25 protein-coding genes and 1 tRNA gene are annotated in these 26,408 nt (G+C 33.6%); 13 read left to right on the top strand and 13 right to left on the bottom strand.

The window, feature by feature from the left end:
- Window positions 1-3: 3 nt before the first annotated feature.
- From ACEN92_RS10490 to ACEN92_RS10500, 3 genes are read left to right on the top strand one after another with little or no spacing between them, the layout of a single operon-like run.
- On the top strand, window positions 4-2,466 hold the full coding sequence (locus ACEN92_RS10490; RefSeq protein WP_495642299.1) for a TonB-dependent receptor: 2,463 nt from the start codon (window positions 4-6) through the stop codon (window positions 2,464-2,466).
- A complete protein-coding gene (locus ACEN92_RS10495) occupies window positions 2,463-3,113 on the top strand; it encodes a hypothetical protein (RefSeq protein WP_495642300.1) in 651 nt (216 codons plus the stop codon). The genes ACEN92_RS10490 and ACEN92_RS10495 overlap by 4 nt, the downstream gene beginning before the upstream one ends.
- Window positions 3,114-3,159: 46 nt before the next feature.
- A complete protein-coding gene (locus ACEN92_RS10500; RefSeq protein WP_495642301.1) occupies window positions 3,160-3,885 on the top strand; it encodes a hypothetical protein in 726 nt (241 codons plus the stop codon).
- A gap of 188 nt (window positions 3,886-4,073) precedes the next feature.
- On the opposite strand, the gene ACEN92_RS10505 is transcribed toward ACEN92_RS10500, so the two are convergent.
- The 6 genes from ACEN92_RS10505 to ACEN92_RS10530 form a co-directional block, all read right to left on the bottom strand.
- Window positions 4,074-4,775, bottom strand: coding sequence for a hypothetical protein (locus tag ACEN92_RS10505; protein ID WP_495642302.1), 702 nt, complete (start codon window positions 4,773-4,775; stop codon window positions 4,074-4,076).
- Between the two features lie 126 nt (window positions 4,776-4,901).
- Window positions 4,902-6,731, bottom strand: a complete 1,830-nt coding sequence (locus tag ACEN92_RS10510; protein ID WP_495642303.1) for an ABC transporter ATP-binding protein — start codon at window positions 6,729-6,731, stop codon at window positions 4,902-4,904.
- Window positions 6,724-7,770, bottom strand: coding sequence for a PDDEXK nuclease domain-containing protein (locus ACEN92_RS10515; RefSeq protein WP_495642304.1), 1,047 nt, complete (start codon window positions 7,768-7,770; stop codon window positions 6,724-6,726). The genes ACEN92_RS10510 and ACEN92_RS10515 overlap by 8 nt, the downstream gene beginning before the upstream one ends.
- A gap of 6 nt (window positions 7,771-7,776) precedes the next feature.
- A complete protein-coding gene (locus ACEN92_RS10520; RefSeq protein ID WP_495642305.1) occupies window positions 7,777-9,504 on the bottom strand; it encodes a phospho-sugar mutase in 1,728 nt (575 codons plus the stop codon).
- A 130-nt stretch (window positions 9,505-9,634) separates the two neighbouring features.
- The gene (locus ACEN92_RS10525; RefSeq protein WP_495642306.1) at window positions 9,635-10,591 is read right to left on the bottom strand and encodes a glycosyltransferase family 2 protein; all 957 of its coding nucleotides are present in this window, start codon (window positions 10,589-10,591) and stop codon (window positions 9,635-9,637) included.
- A 7-nt stretch (window positions 10,592-10,598) separates the two neighbouring features.
- A complete protein-coding gene (locus ACEN92_RS10530; protein WP_495642307.1) occupies window positions 10,599-11,129 on the bottom strand; it encodes a DUF4199 domain-containing protein in 531 nt (176 codons plus the stop codon).
- A 251-nt stretch (window positions 11,130-11,380) separates the two neighbouring features.
- Between ACEN92_RS10530 and ACEN92_RS10535 the strand changes: the two genes are divergently transcribed.
- From ACEN92_RS10535 to ACEN92_RS10545, 3 genes are all read left to right on the top strand, one after another.
- Window positions 11,381-11,632: a type B 50S ribosomal protein L31 gene (locus tag ACEN92_RS10535; protein ID WP_059116365.1), complete on the top strand. Its 252-nt coding sequence runs from the start codon at window positions 11,381-11,383 to the stop codon at window positions 11,630-11,632.
- Window positions 11,633-11,805: 173 nt separating this feature from the next.
- Window positions 11,806-12,981 carry a GlmU family protein gene (locus tag ACEN92_RS10540; RefSeq protein WP_495642308.1) on the top strand — a complete coding sequence of 392 codons (1,176 nt, stop codon included), beginning with the start codon at window positions 11,806-11,808 and terminating at the stop codon, window positions 12,979-12,981.
- Between the two features lie 197 nt (window positions 12,982-13,178).
- Entirely contained in the window at window positions 13,179-14,813 is a 1,635-nt protein-coding gene (locus ACEN92_RS10545; protein WP_495642309.1) for an ABC-F family ATP-binding cassette domain-containing protein, read from the top strand.
- Between the two features lie 74 nt (window positions 14,814-14,887).
- Here ACEN92_RS10545 and ACEN92_RS10550 read toward each other — a convergent pair whose 3' ends face one another.
- Entirely contained in the window at window positions 14,888-15,172 is a 285-nt protein-coding gene (locus tag ACEN92_RS10550) for a GNAT family N-acetyltransferase (RefSeq protein ID WP_495642339.1), read from the bottom strand.
- 280 nt (window positions 15,173-15,452) lie between these two features.
- On the opposite strand from ACEN92_RS10550, the gene ACEN92_RS10555 reads away from it, so the two are divergent.
- A complete protein-coding gene (locus tag ACEN92_RS10555; RefSeq protein ID WP_495642310.1) occupies window positions 15,453-16,109 on the top strand; it encodes an alpha/beta hydrolase family protein in 657 nt (218 codons plus the stop codon).
- Window positions 16,110-16,289: 180 nt separating this feature from the next.
- Here ACEN92_RS10555 and ACEN92_RS10560 read toward each other — a convergent pair whose 3' ends face one another.
- From ACEN92_RS10560 to ACEN92_RS10575, 4 genes are all read right to left on the bottom strand, one after another.
- Complete coding sequence (locus tag ACEN92_RS10560) at window positions 16,290-17,165, bottom strand: cation diffusion facilitator family transporter (RefSeq protein ID WP_495642311.1); 876 nt, start codon at window positions 17,163-17,165, stop codon at window positions 16,290-16,292.
- A 125-nt stretch (window positions 17,166-17,290) separates the two neighbouring features.
- Complete coding sequence (gene murA, locus ACEN92_RS10565; RefSeq protein WP_495642312.1) at window positions 17,291-18,604, bottom strand: UDP-N-acetylglucosamine 1-carboxyvinyltransferase; 1,314 nt, start codon at window positions 18,602-18,604, stop codon at window positions 17,291-17,293.
- Window positions 18,605-18,701: 97 nt separating this feature from the next.
- On the bottom strand, window positions 18,702-19,424 hold the full coding sequence (locus tag ACEN92_RS10570) for a DUF4290 domain-containing protein (RefSeq protein ID WP_495642313.1): 723 nt from the start codon (window positions 19,422-19,424) through the stop codon (window positions 18,702-18,704).
- 3 nt (window positions 19,425-19,427) lie between these two features.
- Complete coding sequence (locus tag ACEN92_RS10575; RefSeq protein WP_495642314.1) at window positions 19,428-19,724, bottom strand: DUF493 family protein; 297 nt, start codon at window positions 19,722-19,724, stop codon at window positions 19,428-19,430.
- Between the two features lie 500 nt (window positions 19,725-20,224).
- On the opposite strand from ACEN92_RS10575, the gene ACEN92_RS10580 reads away from it, so the two are divergent.
- The 5 genes from ACEN92_RS10580 to ACEN92_RS10600 all read left to right on the top strand — a co-directional run bounded on the left by ACEN92_RS10580 (window position 20,225) and on the right by ACEN92_RS10600 (window position 24,810).
- Window positions 20,225-20,758 carry an AAA family ATPase gene (locus ACEN92_RS10580; protein WP_495642340.1) on the top strand — a complete coding sequence of 178 codons (534 nt, stop codon included), beginning with the start codon at window positions 20,225-20,227 and terminating at the stop codon, window positions 20,756-20,758.
- A gap of 64 nt (window positions 20,759-20,822) precedes the next feature.
- A complete protein-coding gene (locus ACEN92_RS10585) occupies window positions 20,823-22,718 on the top strand; it encodes a RecQ family ATP-dependent DNA helicase (protein ID WP_495642315.1) in 1,896 nt (631 codons plus the stop codon).
- On the top strand, window positions 22,718-23,665 hold the full coding sequence (gene fmt / locus ACEN92_RS10590) for a methionyl-tRNA formyltransferase (RefSeq protein ID WP_495642316.1): 948 nt from the start codon (window positions 22,718-22,720) through the stop codon (window positions 23,663-23,665). The genes ACEN92_RS10585 and fmt overlap by 1 nt, the downstream gene beginning before the upstream one ends.
- 182 nt (window positions 23,666-23,847) lie before the next feature.
- Window positions 23,848-24,120, top strand: coding sequence for an HU family DNA-binding protein (locus ACEN92_RS10595; RefSeq protein ID WP_042567273.1), 273 nt, complete (start codon window positions 23,848-23,850; stop codon window positions 24,118-24,120).
- A gap of 129 nt (window positions 24,121-24,249) precedes the next feature.
- Complete coding sequence (locus tag ACEN92_RS10600; RefSeq protein ID WP_495642317.1) at window positions 24,250-24,810, top strand: YqgE/AlgH family protein; 561 nt, start codon at window positions 24,250-24,252, stop codon at window positions 24,808-24,810.
- On the opposite strand, the gene ACEN92_RS10605 is transcribed toward ACEN92_RS10600, so the two are convergent.
- Window positions 24,807-25,646, bottom strand: coding sequence for an aminotransferase class IV (locus tag ACEN92_RS10605; RefSeq protein ID WP_495642318.1), 840 nt, complete (start codon window positions 25,644-25,646; stop codon window positions 24,807-24,809). The genes ACEN92_RS10600 and ACEN92_RS10605 overlap by 4 nt on opposite strands.
- 54 nt (window positions 25,647-25,700) lie before the next feature.
- Window positions 25,701-26,093, bottom strand: coding sequence for an START-like domain-containing protein (locus ACEN92_RS10610; RefSeq protein WP_007804463.1), 393 nt, complete (start codon window positions 26,091-26,093; stop codon window positions 25,701-25,703).
- 154 nt (window positions 26,094-26,247) lie between these two features.
- Here ACEN92_RS10610 and ACEN92_RS10615 point away from each other — a divergent pair.
- Window positions 26,248-26,321: transfer RNA gene (locus ACEN92_RS10615), tRNA-Met, on the top strand.
- Window positions 26,322-26,408 lie beyond the last annotated feature (87 nt).

Here is a 26,408-nt window from a genome sequence, read left to right on the forward strand (position 1 = left end):
CGTTTGAATAATTTTAAATTAATAATTGTTTTCCTTTTTATATGCATTGGTTATGCTTCATCTGCGCAAAGTGCTAAAGTTAAAGGTGTCATTTTAGATAATGAAAATCATCCTGTTGCAGATGTAAATGTTTCAGCCGGGGATAAAACTACACAGTCTGATGATAAAGGGTATTTTCAGATTTTTGTGCCATCAAATAAAAAAACAGTTTTGATTTTTACGCACATTTCTTTAAAAATGATGACATTAACGGTAAACCTGAAGCCTTATGAGACTTTTGTTTTTAATCCTGTTATGAACAATTATGAAGAACAGATGGGAGAAGTCTTTGTAACTTCAAAAAACAAAAAGCGTGTTCAGGGAATTACAGTCATTGATCCTTCTACAATTAAAAAGGTGCCCGGAGCAAATGCCGGTATCGAAAATATTCTGAAAACATTGCCTGGTGTAAATTCAAATAATGAATTGAGTACTCAATATGCGGTTCGTGGAGGTAATTATGATGAAAACCTGGTTTACGTAAATGAAGTCGAAGTGTATCGTCCGTTTTTGATTCGTTCAGGGCAACAAGAAGGATTGAGTTTTACAAATACCGATTTAGTGCAAAATGTTGATTTTTCAGCTGGAGGTTTTCAGGCAAAATATGGAGATAAACTTTCTTCTGTTTTAGATATTACTTATAGAAAACCAACTCAATTTGGCGCCGCTGTTGAAGCTAGTTTTCTGGGAGCAAGCTTTGCTGTTGATGCAGTATCCAAAAATAAAAAATGGTCGGCTGTAACTGGTGTTCGTTACCGTAATAATAGCCTGCTGGTTAATAGCCAGGATACACAGACTAATTACACACCAACATTTGTGGATATTCAGACCAATATTAATTATGATATTTCTAAAAAATGGCAAATGAGTTTTTTGGGGAACATTTCTCAAAATAAATATTTGTACCGTCCTTTGACCCGGGAAACAAAATTTGGAACAATAGATCAGCCAATGGCATTAGCTGTTTATTATGAAGGTCAGGAAAAAGACCAATATGACACCTATTTTGGCGCCATAAAAACAACTTATAAAGCATCGCCAACTTTTACTTTAAAGTTTATTGGTTCATTGTTTCATACTACTGAGCAGGAACATTTTGATATTTTGGCGCAATATAGATTAGGAAATGTAAACCCTGATGGAACAACAAATCCTGATGATGTTGATTTTACAAGAGGAATTGGTGCACAGCTCAATCATGCCCGAAATGATTTAGATGCTTTAATTGCAAATATTGAATTAAAAGGATTTAAAGAGTGGAACAATAGTCAGTTAGAATTTGGCCTGAAATATACCAGAGAATCCATAAGAGACAGAATTGTAGAATGGGAAGTAATTGATTCGGCCGGATTTTCAATAAATCCGCCTATTTTAAATTTACCAAGCAATAACCAGCCTGATACTCCTTATACAGGACCGCTTTTGCCTTATAAAAACATTCGTGCTGTTAATTTTAATGATATCAATAGATTTTCAGGCTATGCACAGTGGAATAATAAAACAGAATTAGGCTCTAATCAGTTTTGGTACACTATTGGCGCCCGTTTTCAAAGCTGGCAAGTCTCGGGAGTGGCTGTAGAAGGAAAACATCAGGTGGTTTTTAGTCCACGTGCACAATTTGCTTTAAAACCGGATTGGGATATGGATATGATCTTTAGACTTTCCGGCGGATTGTATCATCAGCCTCCTTTTTACAGGGAACTTCGTGATTTAGATGGAGTTGTGGATCCAAATGTGAAAGCACAGCAATCAGTTCATATTGTCCTGAGTAATGATTATAATTTTAAAATGTGGGGCCGCCCTTTTAAATGGGTTACAGAAGTGTATTATAAATCCCTTTCAGATGTAAATACTTATTCAATTGATAATGTTCGTATTCGTTATGCTGCAGATAATAATGCAAAAGCGTACGCTCAAGGTTTAGATTTTAGATTAAATGGTGAATTTGTTCCCGGAACAGAATCCTGGATTAGCTTTGGTTATTTAAAAACCGAAGAAAATTACGAAAACAAAGGCTATATCGCGAGACCAACCGATCAACGTTTGAAATTTGCCATGTTGTTTCAGGATTATATGCCAAACATACCGAGCGTTAAATTATATCTAAATTTAGTTTATAATACCGGTTTGCCTGGTGGATCGCCCTCCTATTCTGATCCTTATTTGTATCAGAACAGATTGAATGATTACAGAAGGGCTGATGTGGGTTTTGCTAAAGTTTTTATTGATCACAACAATATTGCAAAAGCGAGCTGGCTGAAAAAATTCAAAGAATTATCATTGGGTGTAGAGATTTTTAATATTTTCAATAATCAAAATGCAATAACAAATACCTGGGTTCGGGACGCTTATTCTAAAAGCCAGTATGCAATTCCTAATTATATGACTTCGAGAGTTTTTAATATAAAACTCAATGCAAGGTTATGATAGAGGAACGTAAAAAAAGAAAAAAGATTTTTTATGTTCCCGGAATGATTTCTTTAATTTTTATTCCTTTGTTTTGTTTTTATCATTTTTATAAAACTGATGTTTTTAAAGTTTATTATGGCATTGAATTAAGTGTTCCTGTTGGAAACGAGTTTGAAGAATATAAGGTTCTTAGTTTACGAAAATATAAAGTATTTAATTTTGATGGAAGCCATTCTGAAAAGAAAAAGTTAAACGCAATGAAGCTTTATCTCAGGAAGCTAAGAGTTGAAAAGGATACTGTAAATGGAATTAAAATACATTTTGGTTCAAAATCTTATTATCAAACTTTTATTACTAGTCTTGATATTTTAGTTGAAGAAAATGCCCCTACATGGATAACAAATGAAAACGACATTTATATTTTAGGAAGTAGTAACACTTATAAAAAAGTGAAAGATACTATTGAACATCATACTATGAATTGCAATACTGGAGAGTTAATGAGACAAGAGAGTATTAGGATGCAGGAATATAAAAAAGAAGAAGAAAAGCGTAGTTTTCAAGTCTCTTTTTTTAAAGAAAAAGGAAAGTTGCTTTTTCTGGGTTATTTTGGTCTCGTTCTTCTCAATATCTTTGCATTAGTAAAATTCAATAAAAATAAATAATACGATCAAAAATAGTATATTTGATAACCGAATATAATTAACGAGGATGAAAAAACATTTTAAATATATAGTCTTAGTAATAATTGGAACTTTAATAAGTTGCCGTGATGAAGCCCAAAAACCAAAAGTAACGTATGATGCTTCAAATAAAAAAGGCGGTGTTCTGGCAAAAACGGATTCAACACAAATAGAAGTCGCAGATTTACCTATTCAGATGGAAGGAACTAATTATCTGATTCATCCGGTTGGAGATTTAAGAGTTTTTGAAAAAGGTACAAAAACACGCTATGGATCTTCAAGTGTTAATGATGTGAGTTTTACAATTTCAAATTTAGGCGAATATGAAATTACAGGATATTTACAGAATCTAAAATTTCAAAAAATAGATTCAGATTCTATTCGGCCTTTAGCAGACAAACCTGTCCTAATCCTGACTGCCACTTATTTAAAGGCATTGGCAGACAAGACTATCAATCAAATAATGGTTTATACCCTGACAGATTCAGACACAAATAAAGACGGAAAAATAGATACCGGAGATATTAAGACTTTATATTTAAGTGATATTAGCGGAGAAAATTTCACTAAAATTTCAGCTGATCTTCAGGAATTAGTGGATTGGAATTTAATTGAGTCTAAAAATCGTTTGTATTTTAGAACTATAGAAGATACCAATCAAAATGGACAATTCGATAAAAATGATGTCCTGCATTATAATTATATCGATTTGGGCGCAAAAAAATGGGAAGTTAAAAATTATAAACCTATCTAAGGTCCTTAGTTGCTGAGATACTAAGATTCTCAGACTTTTCAGATCTTTGTACATAAAAAACCAGTTAAAATTAAATAGATATAATTTTAACTGGCTTTTTTTTATCGTAGAATTGGAAAGAATGCCTCTAATCTTATTATAATCTGTAACTTTAAAAAAATCAGCATCTTAGTTCTTAACAACTAAAATCAAATCAGAATATCACTTTCCAAATCTGATTTTTCTATTTCAATATCAAAGCCCAATCGTTCTACCAATTCGATTACTAATTTTTTATACCAGTTTTCTGATTTTGGATGAATGTATATTTTTTCAATTAACTGATTAATATCAACATTTATTTTCAAACCTTCATTTAACTTTATAGAACTTTGTGAAGTATCTGTAATAATGCGAACCTCCCGTTCGTATTGAAAACTTTTTCGTTTAAATAAAAACGGAAAGAATAAATCATCAAACGGAATGTATTCTTTTTTATAATCGATATAGTTGACTTTCCCAATGTATTGATCAAAATTAGTTTCGGGATTTAATGCTTTTTGTAATCTTCCAATAGTTGACTGAATAGCTAATCCTTCACTATTTTGGGTAAAAATCTGCCACATGGCAAACGATTCATATTCGTTAATGTGCCAGCTGCTGACTGCTACTTTTTCACGATGTGTTTTATAATAATTTAAAAAGTCAGGATTGTCAACTGCCAGTTTTTTAATCTCTTCAAACGTAGGTTCGCTAAAAGTACCTTCATACTGATCTTCAAATTTGTCAGAACGCGACATGAATAATTTTTTTGAAAGCAATAAATCAAGAAATTTAGACAAGTCCAGGTATTTCCAAACTATGGTATCAGGATCATCAGGCAATTTTATGTTTTGATTGTTAAGATACATTTCTGAAAATTAAATGATTTATCATTATTGTATCTAAGTTAAAAAAATAAACACAGATTAAAGAAATTAAAATCAGTTTTAATAATTCTTTAATCTGTGTAAATCACTTAATTACAGCGATGAATCTTAAGATTCAAATGATTGCATTGTCACCAGCTTGTTGTAAGTTCCGTTATGAGAAATCAGCTCATCGTGAGTTCCCTGTTCTACAATTTTTCCTTTTTGCATTACAACAATCAAATCAGCTTTTTGAATGGTTGAAAGTCGGTGTGCGATCACAATCGAAGTCCGGTTCTGCATCATGTTTTCAAGGGCAACCTGAACAAATTTTTCGCTTTCAGTATCCAAAGCTGAGGTCGCTTCATCCAAAATCATAATTGGAGGATTTTTTAGTACTGCTCGTGCAATCGATAAACGTTGTTTTTGCCCTCCGGATAATTTATTTCCGCTGTCACCAATGTTAGTGTAAATTCCTAAAGGCAAATCTTTTACAAATTCAAAGGCATTTGCAATTTTCAAAGCTTCAATAATTTCTTCATCCGTAGCGTCTAATTTTCCTAATGAAATATTCGCTTTAATAGTATCATTAAATAAAATACTGTCTTGAGTAACTAATCCCATCAAGCTGCGAAGAGATTGTAGATTCATCTCTTTTATGTTTACTCCGTCGATAGAAATCGTTCCGTCGTTCACATCATAAAAACGAGTCAGTAAGTTTGCAATGGTGCTTTTTCCACTTCCGGATTGCCCTACAAGAGCAACGGTTTGTCCTTTTTTAATTTGAAGAGAGAAATCTTTTAAAACCGTTTCGTCTTCATATTTAAAATTAATGTTTTGAACGGTAATATTGTCGTCAAAAGATGTTTTTTCGATTGCATCAACTTTGCTCGTAATTGGATTTTCCTGATCTAAAATTTCCAATACCCTTTCTGCTGCTGCATTCCCTCTTTTTACTCCATATGAAGCTTTAGAAATAGCTTTTGCGGGAGTCAGGATATTGTAAGCCAACCCCATATAGGCAATAAATGAAGCGCCATCCAGACTTTTTTCAATCAAAACCATTTGTCCTCCATACCAAAGTAATATGGCAATTACAGTGATTCCCATAAATTCACTTGCAGGAGACGCTAAGTTCTGACGATTGCCAATGCTGTTTGATAAGTTAAAAAAGCGTTCAGTTGAGCTTTGAAAAACACTATTAAAATAATTTTCAGAGTTATATCCTTTAACCACTTTGAGTCCGCCAATAGTTTCCTCAATAGTTGATAAAAAAGTACCTTGTTCCTGTTGTGCTTTACTCGATTGCTTTTTAAGCTGTTTACCAATTAATGAAATAATATATCCTGAAACCGGAATGAATACAAAAACAAATAAAGTAAGTTTTACACTAATGATCAGCATTGCACTTATAGTGAAAACGATGGTTAAAGGTTCCTTAACAATAAGTTCGAGGATTGCCAAAAAAGAAGTCTGTACTTCATTTACATCGGCAGAAATTCTGGAAATAACATCTCCCTTTCTTTTTTCCGAATAAAAAGCCAAAGGCAATTCAAGCGTTTTTTTATACATTGCATTTCGCATGTCTCTTAAAACACCATTCCGCAGAAAGGTAATAAAAAACATAGCCAAATAATCGAATAAATTTTTCAATAAAAATATCGAAATAATTACTCCAACCATAATCGAAAGTGTAAAACCAGGATTGTGGTTATCCGCATTCGTTGTAATGTAATAGCTTAAATAATCTTCACCATATTTTTTTATATGCGTAATTCCTTCATATACAGGCATAACAGTATTTCTTTTCGTTTTATCGAATAAAACCTGTATCATAGGTATTAGCGCTATAAAAGAAAGTGTACTGAAAAGCGCATATAAAACATTGAAAAAGATGTTTAGGTAAGCATATTTTTTATACGGATATATAAAAGGAACTATTTTTTTAAAATTACTCATTTATTTTATGGATGTTATTTTCTGCTATGGCAATAGCTCTTTCGAGTTTTTCCAGCAATAATTGTTTTTCAGGTAATTGAGTTAAATATGCTGATACTTTGATTTGTTCATCATTATCAAGCATTAAATAATTAATTTGCTCAGGTGATTTTTCGCTGCACAAAATTAATCCAATTGGTTTATTTTCTCCTTCTTTTTGTTCGTTTTTCTCTAACCAACGTAAATATAATTCCATTTGACCTTTGTAACCGGCTTTAAATTTCCCCAGTTTTAAGTCAATGGCAACCAAACGCCGTAAACCACGATGATAAAAAAGTAAATCGATGTAAAAATCTTCGTCATCAATTGTTATTCTTTTTTGGCGGGCAAGAAATGCAAATTCACTACCCATTTCAGTAATGAAATTTTGCAATTGTGCCAAAATAGAGCTTTCTAAATCTTTTTCGGAATAGCTGTCATGTAATCCTAAAAAATCTAAAAAATATGGATCCCGAAAAGTTAGGTCCGGACTAATCTGTTTATCAGATTTTAAAAGTGCCAGGTCATTAATGATGGTTTGTTCAGGCTTTTTACTGATGGCAGTTCTTTCAAAAAGCATGCTGTCAATGCGTTCCTGTAAAATTCTGACGCTCCATCTTTCATGAACACTCATCTGAATATAAAACTCTCTTTTAATATTGTTTTCAATATAAATTAAAGTTCTGATATGAGACCAACTCAATTGTGCACACAGTGTGTGCACAATTGTAAGGTCTTGAAATACAGAGTTTAGTTTTATAAAACTGTGTAGATTTCTTTTGTTAAAGCCAGTTCCATATCTATTGGAAAGTTCTTCGCTTAAATTTTGAATAAGCTTCTTTCCATAATCAGCCCTATCATTTTTTAGAATCTCTTCATTGATAGTTTTGCCGATTTTCCAATATAACAAAGTTAATTCCTGATTAACCGTTTTGGCAACAAAATGACGAGTCTGGTCTATTAACCCGATAATCGAATTTAATAGTTCAGGTTTTTCATTGCTGTCAATTTTGTTATTCATTTTTTATTAATTCAACTTCATTTCTTCAATGATATTCTGAATTTTTTCATTCAGGAATGCTTCTGCCGCATCAAAATTTTCAACAGAATCTAATTCTGCATTAACGCTGATATAGAATTTAATTTTTGGTTCCGTTCCGCTTGGCCTTGCGCAAATTTTAGAACCGTCTTCAGTATAATAAATCAAAACGTTTGATTTCGGCATATCCATCACGGATTCTTCACCCGTCAATAAATTCAAAGCAATAGATGACTGATAATCTTCAATCATAATCACGCGTTGTCCATTAATTTCTTTCAAGGGGTTTTCGCGTAAATCAATCATCATCTGATTAATTTCTTCTAAACCTTCAATTCCTTTTTTGGTCAACGAAACCAAATGTTCTTTATAAAAACCATTTTCAACATACAGTTGTAAAAGTTCTTTGTAAACGCTGCTTCCTGCAGCTTTTGCCTGTGCCGCAACTTCACATATTAATAAGGTAGCCGCAACAGCATCTTTATCTCGAACGGCATCACCAACCATAAAACCAAAGCTTTCCTCTCCACCGCCAATAAATTCAAGTTCTGGAAAATCCTTAATCATTTTGGCAATCCATTTAAAACCTGTCAAGCCAACTTTGCATTCTACACCATAGCTGGTTGCTAATTCCATTATCATTGGAGTCGAAACAATGGTAGAACCAACGAATTGTTTTCCGTTAATTTTACCTGCTTTTTTCCATTGTTTTAATAAAAATGAAGTCATCAAAACCATACTTTGATTTCCATTAAGCAAAATCATCTTGCCTTCGTTATTTCTAACGGCAACACCTAAACGGTCACAATCGGGGTCTGTACCCACCACAATATCCGAATTCATTTTTTCAGCCAAAGCCAAAGCCATTGTCAAAGCTTCTGGTTCTTCAGGATTTGGAGATTTTACCGTTGGGAAATCCCCATCAGGAATTGCTTGCTCAGGAACAATATGTACGTTTGTGTAACCTGCCTGCGATAAAGTATCAGGAACAGATTTTATAGAAGTTCCGTGCAAAGAAGTAAAAACTATTTGTAAATTTTCTTTGGCAGCAGCCGGAGTATTAAAACTCGCATTTTCTATAGATGATTTTACAAAAGCCTTGTCGATTTCGGTATCGATATACTGAATCAGGCTTTCATTGGCATTAAATTTAATTTTGTCATAATCCAAGCTTTCGATTACCTTAATAATTGCCTCATCTTCCGGCGGAACAATCTGCCCCCCATCTTCCCAGTATACTTTGTATCCATTATATTCCGGCGGATTATGCGAAGCTGTAAGTACAATTCCACATTGGCAGCCTAAATATTTAAGTGCAAAAGACAATTCCGGAGTTGGTCGCAAATCTGAAAACAAATAAACCTGAATTCCGTTTGCAGAGAAAACATCCGCAACAACTTTTGCCAAAGTATTACTGTTATGACGACAATCATAAGCAATAACCACTTTTACAGGCTGATTCGGAAAAACTTCATGCAAATAATCTGAAAGTCCCTGAGTGTTTTTACCAAGAGTATATTTATTGATACGATTGTTTCCAATACCCATTACACCACGCATTCCTCCAGTACCAAATTCCAGGTTTTTATAAAAACTTTCTTCAAGTTCTTTTGGCGATGTTGTCATTAATTCCTTAACGGCAGCTTGTGTTTCGTCGTCAAATGTAGGCGTCAGCCACTCGTTTACAGCATTCAATATATTAGGAGCTATATTCATGTAAAATATTTTTTTAATGTTTAAATTAAAGATAAGTTTTTTTCAGGAGCTAATCCCGCTGTTCACTATATCTTTTGTGGTATACCCCACCACAAAAGGATGCCGTTCCCATCAGGGCTATGGCTTCATGTTAAAAATTAACTTCCCGTGCTACTTTATAACGTGATTCATTGTTTTTAGTACGCAAAATAATTTCGCCAAGAAAACCGGCCAAAAACAACTGCGTTCCTAAAATCATAGTTGTTAAAGCAATAAAAAACCAGGGATTGCTGGTAATTAAGTTATATTTCATTCCATTATACATATGGTATAATTTTGAAACCCCGATATAACCTGCCAATAAAAATCCTATGATAAACATTAAAGAGCCAATTGCACCAAACAAGTGCATAGGTCTTTTCCCAAATCGTGACAAAAACCAAATCGTAATCAAATCTAAGAATCCGTTAATAAAACGTTCCATTCCAAATTTAGTTTCCCCATATTTTCTGGCCTGATGAATTACAACTTTTTCGCCAATTTTTCCAAAACCGGCATTTTTTGCCAGAACCGGAATATATCGGTGCATTTCGCCCGAAACTTCTATATTTTTTACAACTGTATTTTTGTAGGCTTTTAATCCGCAGTTAAAATCATTCAATTCAACGCCGGAAGTTTTCCTGGCTGCCCAGTTAAATAATTTTGACGGCAGATTTTTTGCCACAACAGAATCGTAGCGTTTCTTTTTCCAGCCGGAAACCAAATCAAATTTTTCTTTGGTAATCATTTCAAACAATCCCGGTATTTCATCCGGACTGTCCTGCAAATCGGCATCCATAGTAATAATAACATCGCCTTTTGCTTTGGCAAAACCAGCATGTAAAGCCTGTGATTTTCCAAAATTTTTCATGAAACGAATTCCTTTTACATTTGGGTTTTCGTTTGAAAAGCTTTCAATAATATTCCATGAATTATCTGTACTGCCATCATCTACAAAAATGATTTCATAAGAGTAATTGTTGGATTGCATCACTTTAATAATCCACGAATAGAGTTCCTGCAGTGATTCCTCCTCGTTTAGAAGTGGTATAAGTATAGATAAATTCATTTATTTTTTATTCTTGTGTAGTTTTGCTTTTAAAAAATGCCGCGAAAATTAATCCGAAAATTGAGCTGATAACAATTGCAAAAACAGATCCTTTTAATAATTCTATAGTCGAATAAGGATTGCTCAGTTTCATTTTTTCAATAGTTTCATTAATGACTGAAGCCGGTGTTCCAAATTTCTGCATCATGCTTACCGTATATTTAATCATTAATTCGCTTAAAGTATCTTTTGCCGCCGGATCAATAACATTAAAGAGGATAATATTGAAAAAAGTAGAAATCAAAATTCCAGTAACAGCCGCTATAAAGTAAGTAGTAAAAGCATCTTTAAAAGAAAAAACACCATTTAGTTCTTTCTTTGTTTTAGAAAGTAAAATAATAGAGATAGTCAGACTTATAACGATGCCTAATAATCCCATCCACCATGCGGTAAATAAGTTCAAATCAATTGCATATATTGCAGCCGTAATTAATGCTGATGCAATTCCAATCATTACACCATAAGTGATACCGTTCTTTTTTATAACTTCATTAATCATAATTTCTATATGTTTTAAAAAATAATCCACAAATATAGCAATTCCCAATATATTCGAAGATAAAAAAGCTTTTTGAATTTAACTAAAAAAAAGTGAGCTAAACATTTGTATATTAAAAAAGAATTGTAAATTTGCAGACTCAAAATAATTAAAAGTTTTTAAACAAAAAAGAGTATATTTTGTTTACACCTTTTTCTAACCATGAAAAAGCTTCAAAATAAAAGTGCTCTAAACAATAAATAAAAGAAAAGATGAAAAAAGGAATCCACCCGGAAAATTACAGATTAGTTGCATTTAAAGACATGTCAAATGACGAAGTTTTTATTACTAAATCTACTGCAGATACAAGAGAAACAATTGAAGTTGACGGAGTTGAGTATCCAGTTGTAAAAATGGAAATTTCAAGAACATCTCACCCTTTTTATACTGGTAAATCTAAACTTATCGATACTGCAGGACGTATTGATAAATTCAAAACTAAATATGCAAAACACGCTAAATAATAGCTGTTTTTATTTATACAAAGCCTTCCAATCGGAAGGCTTTTTTTATGGAGTTTCCTCAATTCTTTATTGTTGATTTAGCAAATAACACATTTTAATGAAACCAATAAAATATTTGTAACTTTGAACCTGATAACCAAATCAAGATTTAACAAGTACCAAATTTATTATTTATGAATTACATTCTTTTTGACGGTCCCGTTCGGAATGCTCTATTGCCTTTTACTTTTACAAGACCTGTTGCTGATATTTTAATCGGAATTATGACAATTCGCCAGAAATGGGAAGCGCGCTTAGGTTCCACCATAACCACTATTACCGAAGAATATTTGTCTGCCAAATTTCCGATGGTTGAAATGGAAGAAAATGTAATGATAAACGCTGCTTATTTGCCAAATGATACGCTTGCCGAAATGGTTTCTGATTTAAAAGAAAATCAGGCTATTTTTAAAGGTGATGATGTAATTGCTTTTTTTACAACCGAAAATCAGGAAGAAGTCGATTTTGATTCATATGAAATTATTCAGTACAGCGAAGATTGTTTAACGATTGAGCATACCTGGGATATTTTCTCTAAAAATGATGCCGCAATCCGTGCAGATTTTAATTACCTGACTGAAGATCGAAAATCACAGCCCATTCCAGAAAGCGTGAATGTCATTGCACCTGAAAATATATTTATTGAGGAAGGAGCAAAATTAGAATTTGTAACGCTGAATGCTTCAACAGGCCCAATATATATAGGTAAGAATTCTGAAATTATGGAAGGAACCGTAATCCGTGGCCCTTTTGCTTTATGCGAAAATGCACAGGTAAAATTAAATGCCAAGATTTACGGAGCAACAACCGTTGGTCCCGGATCAAGAATAGGAGGCGAAGTTAAAAATTCTGTTCTGTTTCAAAATTCAAATAAAGGACATGATGGATTTTTAGGTGATTCTGTTTTAGGCGAATGGTGTAATATCGGAGCAGACAGTAACAATTCAAACTTAAAAAATAATTACGAAGAAGTAAAATTATGGAGCTATGAAACAGAAGGTTTTGCAAAAACCGGGCTTCAGTTTTGTGGTTTAATGATGGGAGATCACAGTAAATGCGGCATCAATACAATGTTCAACACAGGAACTGTGGTAGGTGTAAGCACTAATATTTTTGGAAGTGGTTTTCCCCGTAATTTTGTTCCGAGTTTTTCCTGGGGCGGAGCTGCCGGATTTACAACTTATATTACCAAAAAAGCTTTCGAAACTGCGAAATTGGTTATGGGAAGAAGAAATATAGAGTTCGACGAAACCGAAGCGGCGATTTTAGAGCATGTTTTTGAGGAAACTAAAAAATGGAGAAAAGATTAATGTGTCAATGAGATAATTTAAGGAGCCCGACAAGTTTTAAAACCTGTCGGGTTTTATTTTGTTATGATTTAAAATCTAATTTTCTAATTGACACATTTTCTAATTGCTTAATTATCTAATTAATCTATCTTTGCACCTTCAAAAAATACTTGCTAAGATGTCTAATAATCAAAGCAGTCTAAAATCTAAAAATCTAAATGATTACAGTTAACGATATTTCGGTTCAGTTTGGTGGAACTACATTATTTAGCGATGTTTCTTTTGCTATCAATGAAAATGATAAAATTGCCCTTATGGGTAAGAATGGTGCGGGAAAATCGACACTTCTAAAAATAATTGCAGGCCAAAGCAAACCTTCAACCGGAAGCATTTCAACTCCAAAAGATGCCGTTGTGGCATATCTGCCTCAGCATTTATTGACCAAAGATGGTTCGACTGTAATGGAAGAAGCCTCAAAAGCTTTTGGTGAGGTTTTTAAAATGAAAGCTGAAATCGATGAAATCAACGAGCAATTAACGGTTCGTACAGATTACGAAAGCGATGGGTACATGAAACTGATCGAAAGAGTTTCTGACTTAAGCGAAAAATATTATGCGATTGAAGAAGTAAATTATGAAGCGGAAGTCGAGAAAATTTTAGCTGGTTTAGGTTTTGAACGTGAGGATTTTACTCGCCAGACTTCTGAATTTTCCGGAGGATGGAGAATGCGAATCGAGTTGGCGAAAATACTTTTGCAAAAACCAGATTTGATTTTGCTGGATGAGCCAACGAACCACATGGATATTGAAAGTATTCAATGGTTAGAAGAGTTTTTGATCAATCAGGCAAAAGCCGTTGTGGTAATTTCGCACGACAGAGCTTTTGTAGACAATATTACCAATCGTACCATTGAAGTGACGATGGGAAGAATTTACGATTATAAAGCCAAATATTCTCACTATTTAGAATTAAGAAAAGATCGTCGTGTTCATCAGCAAAAAGCATATGATGAACAGCAAAAAATGATTGCAGACAACAGAGCATTTATTGATCGTTTTAAAGGGACGTTTTCTAAGACTGATGCGGTTCAGTCACGTGTTAAGATGTTAGAAAAACTGGTAATCGTACAAGTGGATGAAGTAGATAATTCTGCACTAAAATTAAAATTTCCGCCAGCTGCACGTTCAGGTCAATATCCTGTCGTAGTAAAAGATCTTTCGAAATCTTACGGAGATCACATAGTTTTCAAAGATGCTAATATCGTAATTGAAAGAGGTCAGAAAGTAGCTTTTGTGGGTAAAAATGGAGAAGGAAAATCGACCATGATTAAAGCAATCATGAAAGAAATTGGCATTGATGAAGGAAGTGTAGAAATTGGGCATAACTCTCAAATTGGGTATTTTGCGCAAAACCAGGCTTCTTTATTAGATGAAAATGCTACGATTTTTGAAACTATCGACGCTATTGCAGTTGGAGATATTCGTACTCAGATTAAAAATATTTTAGGTGCTTTTATGTTTCAGGGTGATGACATTACCAAGAAAGTAAAAGTGCTTTCGGGAGGAGAAAAAACACGTTTAGCAATGATTAAATTATTGCTGGAACCTGTTAATTTATTAATTCTGGATGAGCCTTCGAATCACTTAGATATGAAAACTAAAGACATTATAAAAGATGCTTTGCGTGATTTCGACGGAACATTAATTTTGGTTTCGCACGATCGTGATTTCCTTGACGGATTGGCGACCAAGGTTTTTGAGTTCGGAAACAAACGTGTGAAAGAACATTTTGAAGATGTAGCAGGTTTCCTTGCGCACAAGAAAATGGATTCAATGAGAGAAATCGAGAAGTAATTTCTTGATTTGAAATAAAAAAAGAGCTGTCCGAAAAAATTTTCGGACAGCTCTTTTTCTTTACATACAAAATCTTAAATCCGAATTCCGGGAGGAAGTAATTCTTTATATTTTGGATTTTTTTTAACAAATAATACAATTTTAGGATGAATAGGGACTAATTTGAATTTTCTTTCGATGACAATTTCCATAATATTTTTAAGCAATGTGTCAATTAAAGCCTGATTTTCAAAACCTTCCGGAGTATTGATTTTGGTTAGGAAAATTTTCTTTTCCTGAAATGAATATTCAACAGAAAGTAATCCTTCGGGGACAATGGTTTCAAATTGTCTTGCAAAAGCGTTGTCTTTGATTTCCATAATAGATTCAATAGATTCCATAATTTACATGTTTTAGAAGTAATATAGATTAGGGGAGTAACAATTCATCAAAAGTTTTTTAAGTTTTTGATATGAATTATTTGATTTACAAAGGTAATTATTTGATTTTCAATATTGAATTATTGTTTAGCCAATATTTTTGTAATTTTTTTGTTTTTAAAATATATAATTAAAATGGAAGATTTGCTATGTATGTTTAGTAAAAAAAGTAATTTTAGCCTGAAATTGAAAACTGTAATTAAAATTCCTTTTCCAGCAAATGAGTAAAATTCCTGTTTATTTTATGCCTGGTTTGGCAGCCAGCCCCGCCATTTTTGAAAAAATAAAATTAGATGAATCTGTTTTTGAAGTTTGTTTGCTTGAATGGGAAATCCCACAGGCAAAAGAATCATTATCTGATTATGCACTTCGAATTACAAAAAACATCAAGCATGAGAATCCGATTTTAATTGGGGTTTCTTTTGGTGGAATTTTAGTTCAGGAGATGGCAAGGCATATTGATGCCCGAAAAGTAATTATTATTTCGAGCGTCAGAAGCTGTGCTGAATTTCCAAGAAGGATGAAAATTGGAAAATCCACAAAAGCTTATAAACTGATCCCAATGCAGATTTTATTAAATATTGAAAAGCTGGCGAAGTTTTCGTTTGGCGAAAAAATAAACAAACGCATTAAGTTGTATGAAAAATTCCTTTCAGTCCGTGATTTGAGGTATTTACAATGGGCTGTTGAATCAGTAATTCTTTGGGACAGAAACGAAATTGATGAAAAAGTGATTCACATTCACGGAGATAAAGATGATGTTTTTCCGATAAAATATATCAAAAGCTGTATTATTGTAAAAGGAGGAACACATATTATGATACTGAATAAATACAAATGGCTGAATGAGAATCTGCCTTCTATAATATTGGAATAGAATTTTAAAGATAATTCCAATTTCAAAAGTTACACATAAATATTGTTATTTCGGAGAAGGAAAAAACCATTTTATAAAAAAACCCTGTAACTAAAATATTACAGGATTGCTTTATTTTTCAGAATTGTGACAAAAAACGAGGTTCGAAAAAACCTTAGAACCCTATTTTTTTACGCCTCCTTAATGATAATCATCAGGTTCGATATGAATTAAAACATTGCCTAATTGGGGAATTTTTTCTTTTAAGGCATCTTGTAATTTGTGTGATAAATCATGACCTTCTTTTACCGAAATTTCGGCAGAAACAATAGCATGAAGATCTACGTGATATTTCATACCGGCTTTTCGTATAAAACATTTTTCTGTTCCCAAAATACCTTTAACAGTTAAAGCTGTAATCCGAATTTCTTCTACCAAATCATCATTCAGGTTTTCATCCATGATTTCACCCAAGGCAGGCCTAAAAATTTTATAACTGTTGTATAAGATAAAAAAAGCAGCAAAAAGTGCCGCCCAGTCATCTGCAGACTCATATCCTTTTCCCATAAACAGCGCAATCGAAATTCCGATAAACGCCGCTACGGAAGTTATGGCGTCACTACGATGATGCCAGGCATCGGCAGCTAAAGACGAGCTATTGATTTGTTTACTGCGTTTCATTACCAAGCGGAATGAATATTCTTTCCAGATAATAATAGCGCCTAAAACATAGAGGGTCCATGATTTTGGTAAATCATGCGGAGTCTGAATATTGGCAATACTTTCATATCCAATAATCGTTGCCGAAGTAATTAAAAATCCAACTACCAAAAAAGTAATTAAGGGTTCGGCACGTCCATGACCATAGGGATGATTTTCATCAGCCGGTTTATTAGAATATTTGATTCCGAACAAAACCAAACAGGACGAAAATATATCTGTTGTGGATTCAATCGCATCGGCAATCAGGGCATAAGAATTGCCAAAAAAACCTGCCAGCCCTTTTAAGATGGCCAAGCAGGTGTTTCCGGTTATACTAAAATAAGTAGCTTTTATAGCTTTTTGTTCATTTGTCATTTGGGCTTTTTTAGCACGACATTTGTGTTAGAATTTTCGCTAAGAATTTTACAAATTTTATTTATTTGAAAATTAGTTTAATTAACTTGCTCTTCGTGTAAATCTGTGAAATTCGTGGCTAATTTTTATGCTCTCACAATTTTTGCTCCAATTGCTCTTAAACGCTCATCGATACGCTCGTATCCACGGTCGATTTGTTCAATATTTTGAATTGTACTTGTTCCTTTTGCAGAAAGTGCAGCGATTAATAATGAAATACCCGCACGAATATCAGGAGATGACATTGTTGTTGCTTTTAGTTGAGATTCAAAATTATGCCCCATAACCACTGCTCTGTGCGGATCGCACAACATGATTTTTGCTCCCATATCAATTAATTTATCCACAAAGAACAAACGGCTTTCGAACATTTTCTGATGAATTAAAACATCACCTTTTGCCTGTGTCGCCACAACCAAAACAATACTCAACAAGTCAGGCGTGAATCCTGGCCAAGGGGCATCAGCAATGGTTAAAATAGAGCCATCAATATCTGTTTTTACTTCGTATCCGTCTGTATGGGCAGGAATGTAAATATCATCTCCTCGTCTTTCGATTGTAATTCCAAGTTTTCTAAAAGTATTCGGAATCAAACCTAAGTTTTCCCAACTTACATTTTTAATTGTGATTTCGCTTTTTGTCATCGCAGCAAGACCAATCCAGGAACCAATTTCGATCATATCCGGTAAGATTCTGTGCTCACATCCACCAAGGCTTTCAACTCCTTCAACAGTCAATAAGTTAGATCCAACTCCTGTAATTTTTGCTCCCATAGAGTTCAACATTTTACACAATTGCTGTAAATAGGGTTCGCAGGCAGCGTTGTAAACAGTAGTTGTTCCTTTTGATAAAACAGCAGCCATAACAATATTTGCTGTTCCGGTTACGGATGCTTCATCAAGTAACATATCAGTCCCTTTCAATCCTTCTTCAGGTGATTCTACTCCGTAAAAATGATCTTCTCTGTTGTATCTGAATTTTGCTCCAAGGTTAATAAAACCTTCAAAGTGAGTATCTAATCTTCGGCGTCCAATTTTATCTCCTCCCGGTTTTGGAATATATCCTTTTCCGAAACGTGCCAAAAGCGGTCCAACAATCATAATAGAACCACGAAGGGCTCCCCCTTCTTTTTTGAAGGCTTCTGTTTCTAAATATCCAACATTCACCTCATCGGCCTGAAACGTAATTGAACCCGGTTCATTACGTTGAATTTTTACCCCTAAATTACCAAGTAAGGTGATTAATTTATTGATGTCAATAATATCGGGAATATTATTAATCTTTACTTTATCTCCCGTTAAAAGCACGGCACATAAAATTTGTAATGCCTCATTTTTTGCTCCTTGAGGAGTAATTTCTCCTTTTAAAGGAATTCCTCCCTCGATTTTAAAAATTCCCATATTCTTTTTTTAAGGTTCTGAGTTACTGAGATTCCAAGTTTCTAAGTTTTCTTTAAAAAAGACTTAGCAACCTAGTTACTTAGATACTTAGCAACTTCTATTTCTGATTGTTATTTTTTTGAAATGGCTTTGGTTTTCCCGGTCCTTTATTATTTTTGTTGCCTTGAATTTTTGGTGGTCCGGGCGGCGTAATTTTATTCGACATACGTTTGTTGGTACGCAGTAAATCAGTTGTATTTAAAAGCTCTTCTGTACTTTGTAATAAATTAATTTTTCCTCCGGATAATTCAAATAAATGCTCAAAAATCACATCGTCTTTTACCGTGTCTTTGTTCCAGCTTAAATATGATTTTTTCATATGATTGGCGATTACCAGTACCAATGCATTCTTCATCTCACCATCTTCCCATTTGTTGGCAACATCTATCATATATTTGATGTTGTTACCATAAAATCTGTACTTTGGAAAGTTCTGAGGATACTGTAAAACATCCGGTTTTAGTTGTAACACATCACGGGACGGAATTGGATATGGAGATTCGACATCTAATTTAAAATCAGACATAATAAAAAGCTGATCCCATAATTTATGTTGAAAATCGGGCACGTCACGCAAATGCGGATTCAGGCTTCCCATTACCTGAATGATATATTTTGCGGCTTTGTTACGCGTTTCTGCATCTTCAATAATCGTGGCCTGATCAATCAGTTTTTGCAAATGACGACCATATTCCGGAATAAGTAAACGTTGTCTCTCAGAATTATATTCTAAGTTGAAAACAACGTCATTCGCGACTTCTTTTTTATATTTTTCGACCATAAGTTATAATGAAACTATACCCTCGATTGTAGAAACTTCTTTGTATTTGCCAATTACTTCATCAGCACTATTCATCGTCACATCTACAGAAACACTGGTAAATTTACCTGTTTTAGATTTTGTTGTTTTAATAACCGCGCCCATATTGTCAAAAGCTTTTTCAACCCGCTCGACATTATCACTTACTGAAGGCATTATAAATTTATACAAATATTCTGCCGGCCAGGTATTTGAATTGTCTAACTCAACCTTTAATCTTTCGTAAAATTCGGCGGTGTTTTTTTCTTTATCGTTGTCCATTCGTAATTAAAAATAAACGCAAATATACGGTTTTGATTTATGATTTATGATTTTAGATTTTAGATTTTTTTCAATGGCAAACATCTTGTCATTTTTGATATTATTTAGCTAACATTTCATTTTGAAAAAGGCACCTTTAAACGAAACCAAATAGAGGATAATCCCAGAATAATTCCGGAAGAAATTAAAAAGAAATGGCGGGAAATATTCGGCTAAAGCCAAGACATTTTCTAACCTTATAATCCGCTGGTTAAAACCAACGGCTGTCAAAAAATAAATTCAAATTTTATTCCCCTTTAAGATTTCCAAAAACAAAATCATGCCTTCTAAAAATAGCCCTGATGGGAGCGGAAATCCTTTTGCTTTTTCCTTTAGAAAGCAAAAGATTGAAGTGGACAGCAGGACCCATACCTCCTAAAAATGCGAAATCATTCGCTTCTGACAAAATATCTTTTCAAATACCAATAACTTTAGGTAAATTTGCGCTTTATTTTACGAAAGTGCAAAAAGAAATCATTGTTCTCCTTGGTGGTCCTGGTACAGGAAAATCTACTCTTATTAACGAATTGGTAGCTCGTGGCTACTGTTGTTATCCTGAAATTTCAAGACAAGTTACTCTCGAAGCACAGCAACGTGGAATCGATCAATTGTTTTTGGAACAGCCTTTATTATTTAGTGAAATGCTGTTGGAAGGACGCATCAAACAATACGAAAACGCTCTTAAGGAACCTGATAATGTAGTTTTTATTGATCGCGGAATTCCGGATGTAGTAGCTTATATGGATTATATTGGCGATGAATATCCCCAGTCTTTTACGAAAGCCTGTGAGAATTATAAATATTCGAAAACTTTTATTTTACCTCCCTGGGAAGAAATTTATCAAAGTGACACTGAGCGTTACGAAAATTTTGAACAGGCAGTAACGATTCAGAATCATCTTATTGAAACTTATAAAAAATACGGTTACGACTTAATAGAAGTACCCAAAGATACGGTTGAGAACAGAATTCTTTATATCTTAGATAAAATTTAGTCATGTTTTAAAGTTGCAAAACTAGAAACTGCTTTCTAAATTTTTTAACTTTAAAACGAGACCAATGCCTGAAGCGCAAGAAATTCTTTTAAAATACTGGAAACACGAAAATTTCAGACCTCTCCAAAAAGAAATTATCGATTCGGTTTTGGATGGTCAGGATACTTTTGCCTTGTTGCCAACCGGTGGAGGAAAATCGATTTGTTTTCAGGTTCCGGCCATGATGCAGGATGGGATTTGTCTGGTGATTTCACCTTTGGTAGCACTGATGAAAGATCAGGTTGCAAATTTACAGAAAAGAGAAATCAAAGCTATTGCACTCACAGGCGGGATTCATACGGAAGAAATCATTGACCTTCTGGACAATTGCCAGTACGGAAATTACAAGTTTTTATACTTATCACCTGAAAGATTACAATCGGATTGGATTTTGGAGCGCATCAAAAATTTGCCTATTAATTTAATTGCAATTGATGAAGCGCATTGTGTTTCGCAATGGGGACATGATTTTCGCCCGGCATACCTGAAGATTTCAGAGCTTAGAAAGTTCTTTCCCAAAATTCCTTTTTTAGCTTTGACTGCTACGGCGACACCAAGAGTTATTGAAGATATCAAAACCGAATTAGGATTAAAAGATACGAAACTTTTTCAGCAGTCTTTTGCCAGGGAAAATATCGCCTACATGGTTTTTGAAGTTGAAGATAAAATGTATCGTGTTGAACAAATTCTCAAGAAAAACCCACAGCCGTCTATTATATATGTACGAAACAGAAAATCGTGCCTGAATATTTCGACACAATTGCAGTCGCTGGGTTTTAGGGCTACTTATTATCACGGCGGACTTTCATCTAAGGAAAAAGATAAAAACATGCAGTTGTGGATGTCGGAACAAGCACAGGTAATTGTCGCAACAAATGCTTTTGGAATGGGAATTGACAAAGACAATGTAAAAACGGTTATTCACACACAGCTTCCTGAAAACATAGAAAATTATTATCAGGAATCCGGAAGGGCCGGAAGAAATGGGGGTAAATCTTTTGCGGTCTTACTGACCAATTCATCAGACACCAACCAAACGGAACAACAGTTTTTGAGTGTTCTGCCTGACAAAAAGTTCCTGAATCTAATTTATGTCAAACTTTGCAATTATTTTCAGATTGCTTATAGCGAAGGTTTAGACGATTCATTTTCGTTTAAACTGAATCATTTTTGCCAGAAATACGACTTCCCTACCCTAAAGACTTATAATGCTTTGCAGTTTTTGAATCAGCAGGGAATTATTACAATGTCTCAGGAATTCTCAGAAAAGATTACGATGCAATTTTTAATCGAGTCCAAAGAAGTAATTCGATATATAAGCCTGAACTCAAATGACGAAGAAATTGTTTTGGCTATTTTAAGGACGTATCCGGGGATTTACGAAATGAAAGTTGCTTTTAATCTTTCCTTAATTGCAAAAAAATCAAATCACACTGAAGAACAAGTTTCTGCCGTTTTAGAAAAATTAAGAGAAAAAGAAATTATTGAATACAAATCTAAAAATAATGATGCTACCATATTGTTTAATGAAGTTCGGGAAGATGACCGAACGATAAACAGGGTTTCTAAATATCTCGAAAGACAAAATCAGCTTAAAAAAGACCAGCTTATGTCTGTTCTTCATTATATAAAGGAAGACAAGACTTGTAAAAACCGATTAATTCTGGATTATTTTGGAGAAAAAACCGAAACAAATTGTGGCGTTTGTTCTTACTGCATCACAAAAAAAGGCAAAATTACCGAAGCTGATTCGATTGCTGACAAAATTCTGTCATTATTAAAAACGGCAGCTTTAACATCAAGAGAAATTCAGACCCAAATAAAACTGGATGCGAATGATATTATTTTGGCGCTTCAGGAATTACTGGAAAACAATCATATTATTATACAACCAAACAATAAATACACTTTAAAATCATAATGGAAAAATTGAGAATTATATTTATGGGAACTCCGGAGTTTGCTGTAGGCATCCTGGATACCATTATTAAAAACAATTACGATGTTGTCGGCGTAATAACTGCAGCGGATAAGCCTGCAGGACGCGGACAAAAAATAAAATATTCGGCAGTGAAAGAATATGCGCTGGCCAACAACCTTACTTTATTACAGCCAACGAATTTAAAAGACGAAGCTTTTTTAGCTGAACTAAAAGCGTTACATGCTAATTTGCAAATTGTAGTTGCCTTTAGAATGTTACCAAAAGTAGTTTGGGAAATGCCTAGTTTGGGCACTTTTAATCTTCATGCTTCTTTATTGCCAAATTATCGCGGAGCTGCACCTATTAACTGGGCTATTATTAATGGCGAAACCAAAACGGGTGTTACTACTTTTTTTATTGATGATAAAATAGATACCGGAGCAATGATCTTAAATTCGGAGATTGCGATTGAACCAACAGAAAATGCAGGACAATTACATGATCGATTAATGCATTTAGGAAGTCAGACTGTTATTGATACTTTGCAGGTTATTGAGAAAGGAAATGTTATCACCACAATTCAGGAAGACAATGCTGAAATCAAAACAGCTTATAAACTTAATAAAGAGAATTGTAAAATCGACTGGGCAAAACCCGGAGATGAAATCAACAATCTGATTCGGGGTTTAAGTCCGTATCCGGCAGCATGGTGTTTTCTAAAAGATAAAAATGAAGAATTAAGTATCAAAATATATGAAGCAAAACTTATTGAAGAAGCACATTCTTATGAAATTGGAAGCCTGATCAGCAGTAAAAAAGAAATTAAAATTGCTGTCCAAAATGGTTTTATTCAACTTTTGAGCTTGCAATTACCCGGAAAAAAGAGAATGCAAGTGTCGGAATTATTAAATGGAATTACTTTTTCGGAGACGGCAAAAGTCTATTAAGCTCAGTGAAACAGGGGTTTCTACCTGTTTTTGACCGGCAAACAACACGTTTTATGAACAAAAAAAGCAAGTTATTAACAATTTTTACTAAATTTAAAGAAAACACTTGCAAGGAACGGATTTCCTGCTAAATTTGTGTATTAACAATTTTTTTTTTAACCAACAATTAATAACTAATTATTATGAACAAATCAGAATTAATCGATGCTATCGCTGCTGATGCAGGAATTACAAAAGCTGCGGCTAAATTAGCTTTAGAATCTTTTTTAGGTAATGTGGGGTCAACTTTGAAAAAAGGAGGAAGAATTTCATTAGTAGGTTTTGGATCATGGTCAGTATCAGCCAGAGCTGCCAGAGACGGTAGAAATCCTCAAACAGGAAAGACTATTAAAATCGCTGCTAAAAATGTAGTTAAATTTAAAGCTGGAGCTGAATTAGAAGGTGCTGTGAACTAAGTAAGAAAGTTCTCTAAACTTATAATATAATCAAAACCCTTCCACATGAAGGGTTTTTTTATACGGTTTAACGATTTTATTTGGGATTTTAAATATTTTATGATTAAATTTAATAAAAATTGTAGCCGTATGATTTCAGAAAAATTAAAAAAAGGACACCTGCTTATTGCCGAGCCTTCTATAATTGGAGATTTATCATTTAATAGATCGGTAATTTTATTAGCAGACCATAACAAAGAAGGATCAATAGGTTTTATCATCAATAAACCATTAAAATATACTATTAATGATTTAATACCTGAAATTGATGCCACTTTCAAGATATACAATGGAGGTCCTGTAGAACAGGATAATCTTTATTTCATTCACAATATTCCAGAATTAATTCCGAATAGTGTTGAGATTTCTAATGGAATTTATTGGGGAGGTGATTTTGAATCAACCAAAGACTTAATAAACGACGGATCTATCAATAAAAACAATATTCGTTTTTTCTTAGGATATACCGGTTGGGATGAAAATCAGCTTGAAAACGAAATGCAGGGCAACTCCTGGATTATTGCCGATAATAATTATAAAAATAAAATTATCGGAAAGTCTACCACCCATTTTTGGAAAGAGCAGATTATTGAGTTGGGAGGCGATTATCTTATTTGGTCAAATGCACCTGAAAATCCATATCTGAATTAATTTTCAGAAATGGATTCATTCAGTTTTTGCATTAATAAATGAGCCAGATTATTTGTAAATTCTTTTTTCCGGTATTTTGTTATCGGTTGTATCCCTGTAATTACATTTGTAAGAAATAATTCATCAGCTTTTTGAAGATCAAAGGGTGAAATTATTTCTTCAGTAACTTCAATGCCTTCTGTTTTTTTAGCCAAAGCCAAAATTTGTTTACGCATTACACCATTTAAGCAGCCTTCAGAAATTGGCGGAGTAATTAGTTTTTTGCCCACAACCATAAATAAATTTCCTTGTAAAACTTCGACAACATTTTTTGTGTCATTAAGCAAAATACAGTTTTCAAAACCATTTTCACTGGCAAAAATACTTCCGGTAATATTAATCATCTTATTAGTTATTTTAATGGATGATAATAATTGTCTGGACACATAGAAGTCTTTGTACAGATCAACTTCGTAATGAGACGTATTTAAAGCGTAAGAAGCCTTTTCCAATGGAGTGGTGTAAATTAAAAAAGAAACTTCGTTCGTTTGAGGTAAATATAATCCGCCATTGTTTCTAAAAACGGTAATTCTCGCTCTGGCCGATGTAGAAAATCCATTTTCCTGAACCACTTTTAAAATTTGCTCTTCAAGGTATTCCATTGTAAAATTCATCGGAATCTCCATTCTAACAACACGCATAGAAGCCATTAATCTAAAATAATGATCTTCAAGAAATAAAATTTTATTGTTAACTATCTTTACTGTTTCAAAAACACCATCTCCATACAAAAATGCCCTGTTTTGAGTTAGTATATTATCGTCCTGTGCTATTACGTTTCCGTTAAAATTGATCATAAAAAAGCCCTGAATTTTGTTCAGGGCAAATATAAGTCATAAAATAGAATTTTACTAAACTGATCCTATTAGATGTTTCAAATCCGAAATTTGATTCTCCCACAATTGTTTAGCCTCACCTACTTCTTCTTTTTCAGCAAAATCAATAACCATTAATGATACATCTTTTGTCAATTCATCAACCAATATATGCAATTCAAAAAAGTATTCTGTGTCTTTACTGGCTTCGTCCACCCATTTGAATTTTACTTTTTCACCCGTTTTTTTCGAAGCCAAACGCGCTTTTTCCTGGGAATCATTCCATATAAAAGTAAAAAACTCGCCGCGAGAATTTACATTATCAGCAAACCATTCAGACAAACCGGACGGTGTTGATATATATTGGTATAATAACTGAGGAGAAGAATTAATCGGGAACTCTATTTCGTAGCGTATTTTTGAATCCATGAGTTGCATTTATTTTTTTTGGAAATATAAGAATATCTGTTCAAAAAAAAAGGTTTTTAAAAATATTTTTTTTTCTTTGATTTATGCTTGTCAGCTTTAATATAATTTTTATATTTGCACCCGCAATGAGGGATTCATTCCTGATAGCAGTCCAGGCGAGGTAGCTCAGTTGGTTAGAGCGCAGGATTCATAACCCTGAGGTCACGGGTTCAACTCCCGTCCTCGCTACAAGAAACAAACCCTTAATCATCAATCGATTAGGGGTTTTTTATTTGGATATTATTTCAAAAACACTAACTTTAATTCTTTATAAGG

The organism is Flavobacterium sp. Flavsp81, from assembly GCF_059491325.1.